The 16111-nt window shown below is 71.0% G+C and carries 16 protein-coding genes and 1 pseudogene; 7 read left to right on the top strand and 10 right to left on the bottom strand.

Features of this window, described 5'->3' with window-relative positions; genetic code table 11:
• Nucleotides 1-73: 73 nt before the first annotated feature.
• The gene (locus tag AB0H71_RS01695; RefSeq protein ID WP_357013754.1) at nt 74-514 is read left to right on the top strand and encodes a helix-turn-helix domain-containing protein; all 441 of its coding nucleotides are present in this window, start codon (nt 74-76) and stop codon (nt 512-514) included.
• A 150-nt stretch (nt 515-664) separates the two neighbouring features.
• Nucleotides 665-1378, top strand: a complete 714-nt coding sequence (locus AB0H71_RS01700; protein WP_357013756.1) for a DUF3558 family protein — start codon at nt 665-667, stop codon at nt 1376-1378.
• A gap of 212 nt (nt 1379-1590) precedes the next feature.
• On the opposite strand, the gene AB0H71_RS01705 is transcribed toward AB0H71_RS01700, so the two are convergent.
• A complete protein-coding gene (locus AB0H71_RS01705; RefSeq protein WP_357013759.1) occupies nt 1591-2187 on the bottom strand; it encodes a TetR family transcriptional regulator in 597 nt (198 codons plus the stop codon).
• Nucleotides 2188-2281: 94 nt separating this feature from the next.
• Between AB0H71_RS01705 and AB0H71_RS01710 the strand changes: the two genes are divergently transcribed.
• Nucleotides 2282-3673 carry an MFS transporter gene (locus AB0H71_RS01710; protein WP_357013762.1) on the top strand — a complete coding sequence of 464 codons (1392 nt, stop codon included), beginning with the start codon at nt 2282-2284 and terminating at the stop codon, nt 3671-3673.
• Nucleotides 3674-3773: 100 nt separating this feature from the next.
• On the opposite strand, the pseudogene AB0H71_RS01715 reads toward AB0H71_RS01710, so the two are convergent.
• The 6 genes and pseudogenes from AB0H71_RS01715 to AB0H71_RS01740 all read right to left on the bottom strand — a co-directional run bounded on the left by AB0H71_RS01715 (nt 3774) and on the right by AB0H71_RS01740 (nt 8573).
• Nucleotides 3774-4930 (bottom strand): annotated as a pseudogene (locus tag AB0H71_RS01715) (IS3 family transposase).
• Between the two features lie 72 nt (nt 4931-5002).
• Nucleotides 5003-5974 carry a TauD/TfdA family dioxygenase gene (locus tag AB0H71_RS01720; protein ID WP_357013764.1) on the bottom strand — a complete coding sequence of 324 codons (972 nt, stop codon included), beginning with the start codon at nt 5972-5974 and terminating at the stop codon, nt 5003-5005.
• Nucleotides 5975-5986: 12 nt separating this feature from the next.
• Entirely contained in the window at nt 5987-7165 is a 1179-nt protein-coding gene (locus tag AB0H71_RS01725; RefSeq protein ID WP_357013767.1) for an acyl-CoA dehydrogenase family protein, read from the bottom strand.
• Between the two features lie 140 nt (nt 7166-7305).
• A complete protein-coding gene (locus tag AB0H71_RS01730) occupies nt 7306-7809 on the bottom strand; it encodes an SRPBCC domain-containing protein (RefSeq protein ID WP_357013770.1) in 504 nt (167 codons plus the stop codon).
• Nucleotides 7796-8152, bottom strand: a complete 357-nt coding sequence (locus AB0H71_RS01735) for a metalloregulator ArsR/SmtB family transcription factor (RefSeq protein WP_357013773.1) — start codon at nt 8150-8152, stop codon at nt 7796-7798. Before AB0H71_RS01735 ends, AB0H71_RS01730 begins: the two co-directional genes overlap by 14 nt.
• Complete coding sequence (locus tag AB0H71_RS01740; protein ID WP_357013776.1) at nt 8142-8573, bottom strand: SRPBCC domain-containing protein; 432 nt, start codon at nt 8571-8573, stop codon at nt 8142-8144. The genes AB0H71_RS01735 and AB0H71_RS01740 overlap by 11 nt, the downstream gene beginning before the upstream one ends.
• 170 nt (nt 8574-8743) lie before the next feature.
• On the opposite strand from AB0H71_RS01740, the gene AB0H71_RS01745 reads away from it, so the two are divergent.
• The 3 genes from AB0H71_RS01745 (at nt 8744) to AB0H71_RS01755 (ending at nt 12123) form a co-directional block, all read left to right on the top strand.
• A complete protein-coding gene (locus AB0H71_RS01745) occupies nt 8744-10525 on the top strand; it encodes an FAD-binding dehydrogenase (RefSeq protein ID WP_357013779.1) in 1782 nt (593 codons plus the stop codon).
• A 652-nt stretch (nt 10526-11177) separates the two neighbouring features.
• Complete coding sequence (locus tag AB0H71_RS01750) at nt 11178-11705, top strand: response regulator (RefSeq protein ID WP_357013782.1); 528 nt, start codon at nt 11178-11180, stop codon at nt 11703-11705.
• 76 nt (nt 11706-11781) lie between these two features.
• The gene (locus tag AB0H71_RS01755) at nt 11782-12123 is read left to right on the top strand and encodes a hypothetical protein (protein ID WP_357013784.1); all 342 of its coding nucleotides are present in this window, start codon (nt 11782-11784) and stop codon (nt 12121-12123) included.
• A gap of 22 nt (nt 12124-12145) precedes the next feature.
• On the opposite strand, the gene AB0H71_RS01760 is transcribed toward AB0H71_RS01755, so the two are convergent.
• Nucleotides 12146-12748, bottom strand: coding sequence for a TetR family transcriptional regulator (locus AB0H71_RS01760; protein ID WP_357013786.1), 603 nt, complete (start codon nt 12746-12748; stop codon nt 12146-12148).
• A 102-nt stretch (nt 12749-12850) separates the two neighbouring features.
• On the opposite strand from AB0H71_RS01760, the gene AB0H71_RS01765 reads away from it, so the two are divergent.
• Nucleotides 12851-14305, top strand: a complete 1455-nt coding sequence (locus tag AB0H71_RS01765; RefSeq protein ID WP_357013789.1) for an MDR family MFS transporter — start codon at nt 12851-12853, stop codon at nt 14303-14305.
• Between the two features lies 1 nt (nt 14306).
• Here AB0H71_RS01765 and AB0H71_RS01770 read toward each other — a convergent pair whose 3' ends face one another.
• On the bottom strand, nt 14307-15452 hold the full coding sequence (locus AB0H71_RS01770) for a hemerythrin domain-containing protein (protein ID WP_357013792.1): 1146 nt from the start codon (nt 15450-15452) through the stop codon (nt 14307-14309).
• 1 nt (nt 15453) lies between these two features.
• Nucleotides 15454-16086: a helix-turn-helix domain-containing protein gene (locus AB0H71_RS01775; protein ID WP_357013795.1), complete on the bottom strand. Its 633-nt coding sequence runs from the start codon at nt 16084-16086 to the stop codon at nt 15454-15456.
• Nucleotides 16087-16111: the final 25 nt, after the last annotated feature.

Consider the following 16111-nt stretch of genomic DNA (forward strand, 5'->3'; position numbering starts at 1 on the left):
TTGGAAAACCGAACTCGCCTATCGTGGGGGAGTCGGTTTGAAAAAGCAACCCACTGGGGTGCAGAATGTGTCCATGCCCGCGGCACCCGCCGAGAAGACTCCCCGTGACTGCACGATCGCCGACGCCCTCGAGGTGGTCGGGGATCGGTGGAGTCTGCTGATCGTGCGCGAGCTGTTCTATGCCCAGCAGCGGTTCACCGAGGTGGTGCGGAATACCGGGGCGCCGCGGGATATCGCGACCACGCGGCTTCGAAAGCTCGTCGAGCACGGGGTCATCGCGCGGGAGCAGTACAGTTCGCGGCCCGCTCGCTATGCCTACCGGCTGACCGAGTCCGGGCGGGCGCTCGCGCCGGTGCTGCTCGCGCTCAAGCGGTGGGGGCACGAGCACGTGCGGGAGGGTGCCGATCCGGTGCGGTTCGACCACACCTGCGGGCACGAGTTCGTGGGGGAGTTGCACTGCTCGGCGTGCGGTGAGTCGTTCGAGTCCGGGTCGCTGACGCTGCGCCCGTCCTGATCTCCCGGCGCCGGATCTCTGTCTCGCCCGGGATGTAACGGGAACGGGTCGGGCCCCGACAGTGAACATGAGTGTTCGTAAATGGCGGCGCTCGGAAACCGTTGCGCGCGGCGTTATTCGGTGCTGCGCGCGGAAGCGAGGGGGAGAGTCATGCGGAAGTTCGGCAGGGGGCTGGTGCTCGGTGTCGTAGCGCCGATCATGGTGGTGGCCGGGTGTGCGACCGAGGAGCGCGGGGCCGAGGGGGCGCCCGCGAGCAGTGTCGCGGTGACGTCGTCGCCCCGGACGCCCGCACCGGATTCTTCGGCCCCGGGCGGTGTGGATTCGAGCGATCCGAACCCGGCCCCCGGCGGCGAACAGCCGGGCAACTCCGCCCCGATCGACGGACAGCCGGGCGGCACCGACGCCTGCGGCGCGACCCCGTGCGGCGCACCGGAGGCCCGGAACCAGCCCACCTCCACCCCGCTCTGGGACCCCTGCGCCATCCCCGACACCGCCATCGCCGCCCAGGACTACCGCCCTGCCAGCAAGTCCACCTTCGGCGGCCCCGGCGCCGCCGACCTCAACTGCCGCTGGCTATCGGCGACGGGCGCGGTCGAACTGACCGTCGTCTCGGTCGAGCAGTCGATCACCGGCTTCCGGCAGAGCGGCCGCTACCTCGACTTCGCCCCGCTGACCATCGCCGGCCGCGAGGCGTACCGCTTCCGCGCGGCCCAGGACTCGAACCACATCGGCTGCTACGCCGGCTTCCCGGTGTCCGGCGGAACCGTCGCCTTCGTCATCAGGAACCTCTCCGCCGAGGGCGTCGAGGAGCCCTGCGTCCCGGCTACCCGGCTCAGCACAGCGCTGGCCGGGTACCTGCCCTGATATGTGGCCGCTGAAGGGCCGAAGAAGCTCTCCGTCGCGGCGTTGTCCCCGGCGGCACCAACTCGTCCCGTCGACCCGGCCATCCGAACCCTGTTCAGCGCCGACGGAACGCGCTGTCGCGGTTGGTGTCTCACCGTGGCTGGACCAAGGTGGTTCCGTGAGCGGCACCTTCCCGCTGACCATCGGTCAGCGAATCAGGCCGGAAACACCCTTCAATCAACAGTGCTGTGATCACGGTCGTGGTGCTGGGGGTGTGCGTGGTGGTGGATGAGCTGGGTGACGGCGGCGTTGGTGCGGTCTTCGTCGTTGGTGATGAGGCGGTCGAAGAGCAGACCTCGAAAGGTCGCGGCCAGCACGGTTGCTTCGATCCGGGCGTCTTCGCTCGAGGACCCGCAGCGTTGGATTGCGTGGGTGAGCGCGTCGGTGAGGGTGTCGAACATTGTGGTGACGTAGGCGGTGAACTGGCCTGGCCCGGTGCAGGCTATGCCCATCGCCTGCAGCAGGATTCGGACCGATTGCACGTCTTCGCCGCTGGTCATCGACTGCCATAGCCGCCGTAGCCCTGAGTGCAGAGCCTGGCGGGTGTCGACGTCGTCGAAGACGAGATGGAACTCCGGCCTGCGGCTCGCGAGAGCTTGAGCCAGAAGGTTGTCCTTCGTACCGAAGTAGTGGATCAGCATGCGGTCGCTGGTGCCGAGGGCTGCCGCCAGTGGTCGCAACGAGAGGTCGGCGAGGCCATTGTCGCTGATGTAGGCGCGGATGTCGCGCAGGAGCGCTTCGCGCTTCGCTTGGTCGATCGGCCTCGGCACCCCTTGACTGTAGCAGTCGCTTCGGGTAGGAAGTTCCCTCATGAGCGTAGTGACCGCTACATTAACTGGAGTTTGGCGACGAGGAGGTGGCGCGATGCCTGTGCTACCACGATGGCTGCTATTGACGGGGTTGGTCGGAGGCAATTTCCTGGTCGTGTTGGATGTGTCGATTCTCAATGTCGCCTTGGTCGATATCCGAGATGATCTGCACGCCGCAGCTTCGGTGATGCCCTGGGTCGTCGACGCCTATACCGTGACTTTCGCGGGTATGTTGCTGGTCGCCGGCTCGATGGCCGACCGGTTCGGCCCGCGCCGGGTCTACCTCGCGTCGATGGTGCTTTTCGCGATCTTCTCGGTCGTGTGCGCATCGGCTGCGTCGGCGCCCGTTCTGGTCGTGGGGCGCGCACTGCAGGGCGCGGCGGCCGCGGGGCTGGTGCCGGCCTCTCTTGCGCTGCTGGCCTCCCATTACCCCGATCCGGCGCAACGGTCGCGGGTCATCGGAGTCTGGGCCGCGATGAGCAGTGTCGGTTTCGCCCTGGGCCCGGTTGCCGGCGGCGCGCTCATCGGAGTGTCCGGCTGGCGCGTGGTATTTCTGATCAATCCCTTCGTCGTCGCAGTCGTGCTACTGCTGGGCGCGGGCCTCAACCGCGCACGTCCGCAGACCTACCGACGGTTCGACCTCGCGGGTCTGCTGTTGTCGGTGTGCTGCCTGGGATCGGTCACATTCGGGATCATCCACGCCGGAACCGCCGGGTGGCTGGCGCCGGGATCGATCGTGGCGTTCGGCATCGGATCGGTCGTGCTGCTGCTGCTCATCCTCGTCGAGCGCCGAGTCGAGGCCCCGGCGTTGCCTCCGCAGTTGCTGACCGCACCGGGAGTGGCAGCGGACATGGTCGCAGTGATGGTAGCGGCGTTCGCCTTCTACGGATCATTGTTCGGGTTGACGATCTGGATGGTGGACACCCTGCAGATGTCGCCCCTTCACACCGGCTTGGCATTCCTGCCGATGACTCTGCCGATGTGCGTGCTGCCTCTGGTGACTGGTCGGCTGATCACTCGTTACGGCACGCGGCCGATCATCCTCGCGGGCCTGCTGACCTGCATGGTCGGTGCTGTGGGATTGGTGGCTGCCGAACTCCACCCCTCCTACGGGATCGCCGTGGCATGTGGCACCTTGCTCGCAGTGGGTGGCACCCTCACGATTCCGGCCACCACCACCGACATCTCCCTCGTCGCTCCGAAAACGATGGCCGCGACCGCACAGGGCGCCCAAGGCGCAGCGCGGCAGACCGGAGTCGTTCTCGGAATCGCGGCGATGGCCTCGGTCGACAGCCTTCGCGGTATCGGTGGCCTGTCGTTTGCTGTGCTGGGAATCGGCATCGTGCTTGTCTTGATCATCTGGGGCAGCAGGGCCCGCTCGGCTGATGAATCGGCAGATCGATCGGCCCAGCCGGAGGCCGAGGTGGCTTCAGCTTCGGCGGGTTGACGGGTTTCCGGGAAATCCCCGGCCGCGAGTGGGTGAGGTTCCCCCGGTTCTCTGGAGGGCTTGATGTTCCCCCGGTTTCGTGGAGTCACGATGCTGGACTTCAGGCCACGGGTTGGACCGGTGGTGGGATCATCTCGTATTCGATCGGGGTGCGCATGCCGAGAGCGGAGTGGCGGCGGCGCCGGTTGTGGAAGATCTCGAGGTATTCGAAGATCGCGTTCGCCAGCTCGATCCGGGTCCGCCATCGTCGCCGGTTCAACAGCTCGGTTTGCATTCTGCCCCAGAAGGATTCGATGACGGCGTTGTCGTAGCAGTCACCGATCGAGCCCATCGACGGCACCAGCCCGGACTTGCGGGCCCGCTCGGTGAACGCCCAGGAGGTGAACTGGACGCCGTGGTCGGAATGGATGATCGTGGCGCCCGGTCGCGGTGAGCGGTTCGATATGGCCATACCGAGCGCGTTCGTGACCAGCGCCGCAGTCTGGGTCGCGTCGATCGACCAGCCGACGACCCGCCGAGAGTAGGTGTCGAGCACGACCGCGCAGTAGAGCTTGCCCTCGCGGGTGTAGTGCTCGGTGATATCGGTGACCCACAGTTGATCCGGCGCAGGGCGGGCAAATGCCCGGTTGACCAGGTCACCAGCGCTGGGTGTCTGGTGCCGGGGCCGGGCGCGTTTGACCCCGGGTAGGCCCTTGATACCGGCGCGGGCCATCAGCAGCTCGACCTGGTTGTAGCCGACGCCGATGCCGAGTCCGAGGGTGAGTTCGGCGTGCACTCGTGGTGCGCCGTAGGTGCCCCGGGAGGCGGCGTGCACGGCCCGGATCTGCTCGGTCAGCCAGGCATGGCGGACCGAGCGTTGTGAGGGCGGGCGGGATCTCCAGTGGTAGAAGCCCGACACCGAGACCTCCAGCAGCCGGCACGCGACCTGCACCGGCAAACCCTCCCCGGCGATGGTGGCTATGGCCGCGTACCGCCTTTTGGGCCGTTGGCCTGCTCTTTGAGCAGCTCGCGCGACCTTTTCAGTATCGCGACCTCGTGCTCGAGCTCGCGGATGCGCCGCTTGGCCGCGGTCAGTTCGGACTGCTCGACGCTGCTCGCGCCGGGTAGTTGTCCGGTGTCGATCAGCTCCTGCTTGCGCCAGGCGTAGATCGTCTGGTCACTGATCCCGAGGTCCACAGCGACCTGGGCGACCGGTCGGCCTGCAGCGACCAGGTCCAAGACCTTGCGACGGAATTCCTCGGGGTAACGCCTCGGCACGAACAACTCTCCTTCGATGAGTCCGTGACCAAGAGTCAAGCAAACCAACTCCGAGAAGCCGGGGGAACATCATCAGGCCGCGAACAACTCCAGGCGCGAAGCGGGCTGGATAGCGCTGTAATGCGCGGCATCACCCTTGACCACCCGGCTCGCAGTGCCGTTCACATCCACGGGCACATCCCCGGCCAACGTGATCCGGTGCAGCTCCCGCTCCTGGTTCCCGTAGTCGGCGATCCCGTAGTGCTGCGTCGCCCGATTGTCCCAGATCGCGATATCCCCGAGCCGCCAGTTCCACCGGAACGTGTTCTCCAGCTTGATGATCCGCGTCTGCAGGAGCTGGTAGAGCGAGTGGAACTCGGCGCTCGTGAGCCCGGTGAAACTCTTGGCGAAGTGCCCGAGCAGCAGCGAGCGTTCCCCGGTCTCCGGGTGCACGCGCACGACGGGGTGCACCGTCTCGTACTCGGTGCTGGTGAACTCCTGGTAGTTGGCGGGGGTGGTGCGGCCGGAGTTGCTGGTCTGCGCGGCGTAGTCGTAGAGGTTGCTGTGCGTCGCCCACAGCTCCTCGGTGAGCGCGCGCAGCGCGGGCGGCAGCTGCTCGTAGGCGGCGACGGTGGAGGCCCAGGTGGTGGCGCCGCCGTAGCCGGGGAGGGTGACGGCGCGCAGGATCGAGGCCTTGGGGATGCGGTCGACGAAGGTGACGTCGGTGTGCCAGCTGTTGGCGGCGCCGTCGATGGTGAGCAGCCGGGTGCCCTTGGAGGTCAGCGTGGGGTGCGGCTCGGTGGGCGCGCCGAGCAGCTCGGCGAAGGCGTACTGCGATTCGTCGTCGAGCTGGTGCTGGGCCTCGAAGACGACGACCTTGTTGAGCGCGAGGGCGAGCCGGATGGCCTCGACCCGCTCGGCGGGCAGGTCGCCGCCGAGCCGCACGCCGCCGATCCGCGCGCCGATGTGCTCACCGAGCTTCTCGACGGTGATCCCGGCCTGCCGGTAGCTCTCCGCGGCCCCGGCCTCCCGGTCCGCCCTAATGTCCTGGTGCGCGAGTGTCATGTGTCCGTCCCTTCATTCGCCGAGCAGGAAGTTGCCGATGTATTCGCGGACGCTGTCGCTGCTGGGCGGGTGGAAACTGCCCGCGCGCACGTCCCGGTAGAGCCGCTCCAATTCGTTGCGGCGGTGGATCGATCCGCCGCCGCCGATCTCCAGCGCGATGTCGACGACCTCCCGCGCGGCGCGGGTGCCGTGCTCCTTGACCGCGAACAGCGCGAGCAGCAGCCGGTCGCCGAGGTCGTCGCCGCGGGCCAGCCGCTCGGTGATGTGGTCGAGGTGGGCGGTGGCCGACTCCAGCGCCAGCTCGGCTTCGGCCGCGTGGTATTGCACGAACGGCTTGCCGCCGACCGGGCGGTTGCCGAGGCTCAGCACCGTCCTGGTGCGCGCCGACTCCAGCGCCACGTCGGCCGCGCGCCTGGCGATGCCGAGGTAGACATTGACCAGCGCCGGAATCGCCCACGGCAGGATCGAGGCGATGAACGGGCCGGGGTTCTCGCCCTTGTCGTAGACGTCGGCCACGTGCTCGTCGGCGACGAAGACATCGGTGAGCACGGTGTCGTGGCTGGCGGTCGCCCGCACGCCGAGCGTGTCCCAGGTCTCGACGGTGCGGACGCCCGCGCTGGTCCGCGGGACGAAGGCGTGCACGATGCGCGGCCGCTCCGGATCGCTGTCGTCGCGGGCGTGGATGCCGAGCCAGTCCCAGGCCGGGGAGAGCGAGGTGAAGATCTTGTGGCCGGTGATCCGGTAGCCGCCCTCGACCGGGACCGCGCTGGTGGTGGAGTCCTCGATGGCCAGGTCGTTGCCGCGCTCCCCGTGGCCGGAGGCGATCACCCGGCCCGCGACGACCTCGTGCGCGAGCCAGTCCAGCGAGCTGTCCCCGGCGGCGATCCGGTCGGCCAGCGGGCCGGTCCAGTACAGGTGCATGTTCACGCCGAGCGCGGTGGCGGGCGCCCAGTAGGCCAGCGCGCGCTGCGCCCGGTTGAACTGCGGCAGCGTCCACCCCAGCCCGCCGTGGCTCACCGGGATCGCCGCGCGCAGGTACCCGATCGCCCTCAGCTCGGCCAGATCCTCGGCGAAGAAGCGGTTCTCGCGGTCGTACTCCGGCGCGCGCTCGTGGAAGCCGCGCAGCAGCGCCTCGGGCAGCACGCCGGGCTCCAGCGCCTCCGCGATCGGCGGAGCGGCGAGATCTGTCATGGCGCACTGTCCCCTCGTCTGGCGTCACCCGTCGGCGAGCGACGTAGCAGGGACGACGGTAGGAGGCGGCGGAGCCGGGCGGAAGGAATCGAACCAGCGCGAGTACAACGGTGGGCGCGGCGGCGTTGCGGACCAGCGCATTACGCGAGCCCGAGGAGCTCGGTGTTGCCGTGCTTGGCCGCCTCGGTCTCCAGGGTGGTGCCGCGCCGGAACGGGTCGCCCGACCCGGTGGCGACGAGGTCGCGCAGGCTGGTCGTGATGTACCCGCCCCAGGCGTTCGAGCACACCTCGTAGCACTCCCCGGACGGGCGCAGGCCGACGTGGGTGAAGCGGATCTCGGTGCGGCCGCCGCGCTCGGTGAGGTCGAAGACCACGTCGGTGCCGTCCCACTCCGCGGTGTCCGCGACGAAGGCGAGGTACGAGTCGGTGACGTGCCAGACCAGGCGCTCGCCCGGCACCGACTCGGTGGTGGTCATGGTGCAGCGGTGCACGCCGGGCACCTCGAAGCGGTAGCTGTCGCCCACCGCTCCGGTGCTGCCCTCGATCGTCTCCGACCACCAGCCGCGGACGTCGTTGATGGCGGCGAAGGCCTGGGCGGGGGTGGCGTCGACGGTGATGGTGGCGGTGAAATCAGCTGTGGTCATGGGGTTTTCCCTCCTGCGTGTCGAGGTGGTGGCGGAGTGCGGCGAGCGGCCCGTCCCAGTCCCGCGCCAGCGCGGCGAGGAACTGCTGGGCCACCCGCATGGGGGCGGAGTCGAGGCGGTAGCGGACCCGGCGGCGCTCGCCGGGCTCGGCGATCACCAGCCCGGCCTCCGCGAGCAGCGCGAGGTGCTTGGCGATCGCCTGCCTGGTGATGGGGAGCCGGTCGGCGAGGTCGGTCGCGGTGGCCGGGCCCGCCGCGGCGAGCGCGGCGAGGATCGAGCGCCTGCTCGGGTCGGCGAGCGCGGTGAAGACCCGTTCGGCGGTGGCCTCCGGCTCAGGCGGCATCGAGGTACCGGTCGAGCTCGGCGAGCTCCTTGGCCCAGCCGTCGGTATTGCCGTCGAAGGCGACCTGGTGCGCCTCCGCGGTGAGCTGGGCGAACCCGGACTCCACCACGGTGAGCCTGGTACCGGCGCCCGCCGGCTCCAGGGTGAACTCCACGTAGGTGCGGCGCGGATCCTCCTCGGGCAGGCCGTGGATGTGCCAGGTGAAGCCGAAGACCGACGGCTCCTCGACCCGCTCCACCCGCAGCCGCGCGGTGTGCTCACCCGACCAGCTGAGCTCGGCGGCGCCGCCGGGGCGCAGGTCGATGCTGGCGCTGTCGCCGAACCAGCCGCCGAGCCCATCGGCGGTGGTGATGGCGGTCCAGACGGCGGCGGGCGGGTGCGCGAGGTCGACGGTGCGGACGATGCGATCGGGAAAGCTCATGCTGTTCTCCTCTATAGCAACCATTTGATTGCCATAGACGTTATTGCAACCGGAAGGTTGCGTCAAGGGGGTGTGCTGATTCGGTCAGTTGACCAGTTGGGTGGTTGTCGCCCGTCGCTCCGGCTCCCTACCATCCGGTGACCGGACCCCTGCCCTCGAGGACTGCGACGATGCCTTCTCACCCCGGCCCCGGCGGAATCACCCGCCGCGGCCTGATCGGCGGCGCGGCGGCCGCCACCACCCTCGCCGCGCTCGGCGCGAACCGGGCCTGGGCGGCGCCGCCCGGTGGCGACGCCGATGCCATCGTCGTCGGCGCCGGGCTGGCGGGGCTGGTGGCGACCAGCGAGCTCGTCGCCGCGGGGCGCCGCGTGCTGCTGCTGGACCAGGAGCCGGAGGCGAGCCTCGGCGGGCAGGCGTTCTGGTCGCTCGGCGGGCTCTTCCTGGTCGGCTCGCTGGAGCAGAAGGCGGCGGGGATCGCCGATTCCCTCGAGCTGGCGCGCGCGGACTGGTTCCGCACGGCCGGCTTCGACCGCGGGGTCGACGACCCGCTCGGCGAGGACTACTGGGCGGCCCGCTGGGCCGAGGCCTACCTGCACTTCGCCGCCGAGGAGAAGCAGGCGTGGCTCTTCGCCGAGGGCGTGCGCTGGGTGCCGATCGTGGGCTGGGCCGAGCGCGGCGAGGGCCCGGAGACGCCGGGCAACTCGGTGCCCCGCTTCCACCTCACCCTGGGCACCGGCCCCGGCGTGGTGGAGCCGTTCGAGCGCAAGGTGCGGCAGGCGCCGGAACGGCTGCTCACCCTCGGCTTCCGGCACCGGGTCGACGAACTGGTCACCACCGGCGGCGCCATCTCCGGGGTGCGCGGCCGCATCCTGGAGCCGAGCGGGGCCGCGCGCGGCACGCCGAGCTCGCGCACCGAGGTCGGCGAGTTCGAGCTGCGCGCCCCGATCGTCATCGTGACCTCCGGCGGCATCGGCGCCAATCACGAACTCGTGCGCCGCAATTGGCCCGCCCGGCTCGGCGCCCCGCCCGCCCGGCTCATCACCGGGGTCCCCGCGCACGTCGACGGGCGCATGCTCGGCATCACCGAGGCGGCGGGCGCGCGGCTGGTGAACCGGGACCGCATGTGGCACTACACCGAGGGCATCACCAACCCGTCGCCGATCTGGCCCGGCCACGGCATCCGGGTGCTGGCGGCGCCGTCGTCGATGTGGTTCGACGCCACCGGGCGGCGCTTCCCCAGCCCCGGCATCCCCAGCGTCGACACCCTCGGCACGCTCGAGCTCATCGGCGCGACCGGCTACGACTACTCCTGGTTCGTGCTCAACAAGCGGATCATCGACAAGGAGTTCGTGCTGTCGGGCTCCGAGCAGAACCCGGAACTCACCGCCAAAGACCTCGTCGGCTACCTCGCCATGCGGGCATTCAACGACACCCCGCCGCCGGTGCGGGCCTTCCTGGACCGGGGCGAGGACTTCGTCATCGCCGAGACGCTGCCCGAACTGGTCGCCGGCATGAACCGGCTCACCGGCACCGGCCTCATCGCCCACGACGACCTGCACGCCCAGATCACCGCCCGCGACGCCGAGATCGGCAACCCGGCCAGCACCGACCCCGGCATCCGCGCGCTGCGCCGCTCCCGCGCCTACATCGGCGACACCCTCGCCCGCACCACCGAACCGCACCGCCTCCTCGACCCGGCCGCCGGCCCGCTCATCGCCATCCGGATGAACATCCTCACCCGCAAGACCCTCGGCGGCCTGCAGACCGACCTCTCCGGCCGGGTCCTCGACGCCGCGGGCGCCCCGATCCCCGGGCTGTACGCGGCCGGTGAGGCGGCCGGGTTCGGCGGCGGGGGAGTGCACGGGTACCGCGCGCTGGAGGGCACCTTCCTCGGCGGCTGCCTCTTCTCCGGCCGCGCCGCCGGCCGCGCGGCCGCCCGCGAAAGCGCCTGACCCGCAGCGGGTTCGCGCCCGCGATGTCCATTTGGGGACTTAAGACCCTGTGCCGCGCGAGGCCCGGCGACGGTGAAATCCGACCCGCCGCAACGGTTTCGGGGGATCGGTCCTTGCTTTTCGCGGGGTCGGCGGTAGCATGGCCGCCGATGGGGCTCGCGCCGCCGGTGCGGGTCGCATCATCTCGGATACCGAGCTGCCGAGACCTTCGGGTCTCGGCAGTCTCCGGCTTTCGATTAGACATGTACCCATTGCGCTATGCGCATCAAATAATCTGTATGCGCTCAGTGGTGCCCGAGAAAAAGCAGCAGGGAAGGCGGGTGACGGTATGCGACGGAGTTGTTACCTGCGCGAACGCCGGGCACGCATCCGCGGGGGCACTGCCCGCGGGTGGCAGGCCGCCGCCTGGCGAACCCCGGGGTCTCGCACGCGACCTGCGCTTTCCCGCCCGTCGCATCTCGATCCGGTCTCGACCGCCCCGATCCGGCGACGCTCCGGTAACAGCTTGGCGGCGTGATGATTTCGATCGGTACCACCCGATCCCCGCAACCGCTCCCGTATTGCCGCCCCGCACCGCGCGGCCTACGGTCGAACCCCACCACGTTCGTGATCACGGCGAAACCCGCCGGATCGGGGTCCCCGGGAGTTCGCGATGGGTCAGAAACCTAGGCCGACGACGGCGCCGCCGGGGCGGGCGCGCCCGGTGTGCCTGCGCGACTACTGGGCCAGCCCGGCGCGGGTGCTGCTCGTCGAGGACGACCCCGCCACGGCGGAGATGATCTCCATCGTGCTCGCCGGGCAGAGCCTGGTCGTCGACCACCTCGCGGCGGGCGCGCGGGCCGCCGAGTACGCGCGGCGGCACCGGCCGGGGCTCATCCTGCTCGATCTCATGCTCACCGACCTGCACGGGGTCGCGGTCTGCCGGGCGCTGCGCGCGGTCTGCGCCACGCCGATCGTGATCGTCTCCGCCACCCGCGAGGAGGGGGTGATCGCCGCGGCCATGGCGGCGGGCGCGCAGGACTACCTGCCCAAGCCCTTCGCGGTGCACGACCTGCTCGCGCACGTCGACACCCACCTCTCGCCCACCTCGGCGCCGCTCCCGATCACCCTGCCCGGGCCGCTCTCCGCGGCATCGCCGCTGGTCGGCGCGGTGGCGGAGGGGCAGCGGGCGGTTCGCTGAACCGAAAGCTGGTCCCGGACAGGGGGATTGTCTTACGCTGTACGGGCTTGGGGGGACGGACCGACCCGGGAGAACGATGGGCACCCTCGAACAGCGCTATACCGATCTCGTCGAGGCCATCGAGGGGCTCGCCACGGTGCCCGATCCGAGCAGGTTGAGCGCGCTGCGCGAGCAGCACGCCGAGCTCGACGCCCAGTGCAGGCGCAGCACCCTCAACGCCCACGAACGGCACCGCTTCCGGCGCGCCAGCCTGGAGGCCGACCGGCTGCTCACCGAGGCGGAGGCGCGGGCGCGCACCGCCGCGGGTGGCGGGGCGTCGAGCTATCCGGTCTCGACCGGTGGCGGGTTGAGCGCCGACACCATCACCGACCTGCGGGCCGCCTTGGACCGCTACCACGATCGGGGCCGGTTCCACTAGCTGTTCCAGCGGCGGGACACGGTCAGAGCGCGCGGACGCGGGCGCAGACCGCGCGGTAGATGGCGGCGAGCCCGGCGCCGGCATCCGCCTCGACCCACTCCTCGAAGGCGAGGTGCAGCGCGATCTGCGCGACCTGCAGGATCAGCCGGAGCCGGGCGCGGTCCGCGGGCGAGCAGCGGCCGTCGAGCAGCGCCAGCGAGCGCTGGGCGCTCCCCACGTGCCCGGCGACGGCGGCCCGGCTGAGCGCGGCGTCGGTGGCGACCAGCGTCTGGATGCGGCGGGCGGTCTCGGCGACCTCGCCCTGCTCGCCGGCGCCGATGCTCGCGATCACCGGGGCGAAGGCCGCCTCCACGTCGGCCAGGGTGAGCGTGGCCGGGTCGGCGGCCGTGAGACAGCGATCCAGCGCGGCGTCGAAGCCGTACAGGTCGAAGAGGACGCACTCCTCCTTCGTCGCGAAGTAGCGGAAGAAGGTGCGCTGCGAGATGCCGGCGGCGGCCGCGATCTCGTCCACGGTGGTGCGCTCGGCGCCCTGGCGCTCGAAGAGCGTGAGCGCGGCGGCGCGGATCTCGATCCGGGTCGCGTTCCGCCTGCGCGCGCGCAGATCGGGCGCGGCCTGAGAGTTCACCGCGTCAGAATACGCATCGGCACCTGATGTCAACATGGCAGTCACTGACACGATTGGATAGTCTGCTCCGGGTACCGGCACTGCGAGGATCGGATGGGGCACGTGACAGAGACCGAGGTGGCGGCAGGCGGCACCACCGGCGCGGCCGGGCGGCAGCCGGGCGCGATCCTGCTGATCGGGCTGCTGCTGATCGCGGCCTTCGTGGTGATCCTCAACGAGACGATCCTGTCGGTCGCGCTGCCGACCCTGATGGTCGACCTCGGCATCACCGCGGCCACGGCGCAGTGGCTGACCAGCGGCTTCCTGCTCACCATGGCGATCGTCATCCCGACCACCGGGTTCGTGCTGCAGCGCTTCTCCCTGCGCGCGATCTACATCGCCGCCATGGCGCTCTTCACCGCGGGCACGCTGATCGCCGCGCTGGCGCCCGGGTTCGAGGTGCTGCTGGTGGCGCGGGTGGTGCAGGCGGTGGGCACCGCGCTGATGATCCCGCTGCTCATGACGACGATCCTGACCGTGGTGCCCGCGGAGTCGCGCGGGCGCACCATGGGGCTGGTGTCGATCGTGATCTCGGTGGCGCCGGCCATCGGGCCCACCGTCTCCGGGCTGATCCTGCAGTCGCTGAGCTGGCGCGCCATGTTCTGGATCGTGCTGCCGATCGCGGTCGCGGTGCTGATCCTCGGCGGTATCTTCGTGCGGAACGTGACCGAGCCGCGCAAGGCGCACCTGGACTACGTCTCGGTGCCGCTGGCGGCGCTCGGCTTCGGCGGGCTGGTGTACGGGCTGAGCAGTATCGGCGAATCGGCCTCCGGGCACGCGCCGGTGCCGCCGTTGGTCTCGCTCGCCGTCGGCGCGGTGGCGCTGGCGCTCTTCGTGGTGCGGCAGCTGAAGCTGGTCGGCCGGGGGCGGGCGCTGCTGGATCTGCGCACCTTCGCGGTCGGGCCGTTCCGGCTGGCGGTGGCGCTCATGGGCAGCCTCATGCTCACCCTGTTCGGGGCGCTCATCGTGCTCCCCATCTACCTGCAGAACGTGCTCGGCGAGGACGTGCTCACCACCGGGCTGGTGCTGCTGCCCGGCGGGCTGGTCATGGGGTTGCTCGCGCCCTTCGTCGGCGCGCTCTTCGACCGCTGGGGCGCGCGGCCGCTGGTGCTGCCCGGCACCATCGCGCTGAGCGCGGGGGTCTGGGTGCTGGCGACGCTGGACGAGCACTCCTCGATCGGGCTGGTGATCACCGCGCACGTGATCGTCAGCGCCGGCATCAGCTGCGGCCTCACCCCGCTCATGACCTCGGCGCTCGGCGCCCTGCCCCCGGAGCTGTACTCGCACGGCAGTGCCACCGTGAGCACGGTGCAGCAGGTGGCGGGGGCGGCGGGGACCGCGCTCTTCATCACCATGATGACGCGCGGCACCGAGTCGGCGCTGCGCGACGGCACCGAGGCGGTGGCGGCCACCGCCGCCGGGGTGCACACCGCGTTCCTGGTGGCGGGGGTGCTGTCGCTGGTGCTGGTGGCCGCGGCGGCGCTGGTGCGGTCGCCGGCGAAGGTCGTGGCCGGGTAGGTCAGGCGCGGCTCGGGGCCTGCGCCGCCAGCCGGCCGAGCCGGAACAGGTCGTCCCGCAGCGCCGCCGAGCGGTCGTGGTGCGCGGGGGTGATCCGCCAGGCGAGCCGGTCGAACCAGCGCGGCATGGCCTGCACCCGGTAGGTCTGGGTGATGCGGGTGCCGGTGCCCGCCGGCTCCAGCGTGTAGCGCCACTCGGTGTGGTCGCCGTAGATCCCGCCGTGCGTGATCCAGCCGAGCGCGCGCTCCGGGACGACCTCGGTCACCGTGCAGGCGCGGCTCCAGCGGCTGCGCCCCGAGTGGTTGCGCCCGCGGAACCGGGCGCCGGGGGCGGCCGCGGTGGCCCCGTCCAGCCAGGCGGCGGCGTGACATTCGTGGCTCCACTCGCCGACCCGCGGCACGTCGGCCAGGATCTCCCAGACCGCGGCGGGCGCCGCGGCGACCTCGGCGCTCTGCTCCCCGTGCAGGACGGCGCGGAGCGGGGAGAATTCCGGGGCGCGCCAGCGCCGGAAGGCGGCGCGGCGGTAGCGCCCGGTCATGAGCTCGACGATGATCCAGCGCGGAATCGGCGGGACGAGTTCGGTGATGGCGGTGCGGTCGGCGCCCTCGAGGCCGTCCAGGATCCACAGCCCCTGGTCGGCGAGCTGGAGCGGGTTCAGCGGGCCGACGTTGTACTCCTGGTCCCAGTGCCGCCACTCGCGCTCGGAGATCGCGCCGGAGACGACGGGCATCATCTCCCGCTCCTCCCGGTCCAGGTGCGGGACGAGCAGGGCGGTGAGGCGGTCCACTGCGCCGCCGAGCTCGGCCCTGGCGTCCGGGGTCTCGCGGTAGCGCCGGGCGGCGGCGGTCAGCGCGGCCATCGCCGGGACGATCGACTCGTGGTCGGTGTTCATCCGGTCGAGCAGCGGCGCCGCCGCGGGGTCGCGGTCGCGGACCAGGGGGTAGAGGTGCTCGTCCTCGGTCTCGTGGTGGTGGTGCAGGAACCCCATCATCCACACCAGGTGGTCGGCGAGCGCCGTGCGCTGCCGGTCGAACGGGTACGGGCGCTCGTCGAGCACGGCGGCGGCGCGGGCCAGGTCGCGGCGCAGCGCGCGGTGCACCAGGCCCATCACCCGGGTATCGGCCGGTGCGTCGAGGTCGATGGTCATGTCAGGTCTCCTCGTCGAGGCGGAGCAGCCGGAGGACGGTGTCGGCGGCCCAGGTTTCGTAGTGCTCGTCCGGCCAGCCGGATTCGCCGGTGAGCTGGAAGTAGACGTCGCTGCCGAGGACCGCGCAGAGCGCGTCGAGCTCGGTGCCGGTCAGCGGGCGGGCGGCGACGCGCTCCAGCACCGCGGCCAGGGAGGTGCGGAAGTCGGCCCGCGTCTCGGCCCAGAGCCCGGCCAGCTCCGGCTCGGTGACCCTGGCCTGGTCGAGCACTCGGTTCAGCCCGGCGGTGCGCCGGTAGATCGAGGCGCAGAGCGCCGCGGCCGCCGCGGCGCGCGCCGCGGCCGAGCCCGCCCCGATGGCCCCGATCTCGCCCCTGGCCAGCAGCGGCACCGGCTCGTCGTCGCCGACGACCGCGATGTCGAGCGCGACCTTGAGCAGCTCCCGCTTGGTGCCGACGCTGGCGTAGACGGTCTCCACCGAGCAGCCCGCCGCCCGCGCCACGTCGCGCATCGAGGTGCCCGCCCAGCCGCGCTCGACGAAGAGGCGGGTGGCGGCGGCGAGCACCTCCGCCCTGGTCTGTTCGGCGAGGCGGCGGCGGCGGGAGGAGTCGTACGCGCGGGGGGTGGGGGAGCTCACGAGACCAGTATGGAACGAAGCAGTA

This window comes from Nocardia sp. NPDC050697 (assembly GCF_040654395.1).
GTDB lineage: Bacteria > Actinomycetota > Actinomycetes > Mycobacteriales > Mycobacteriaceae > Nocardia.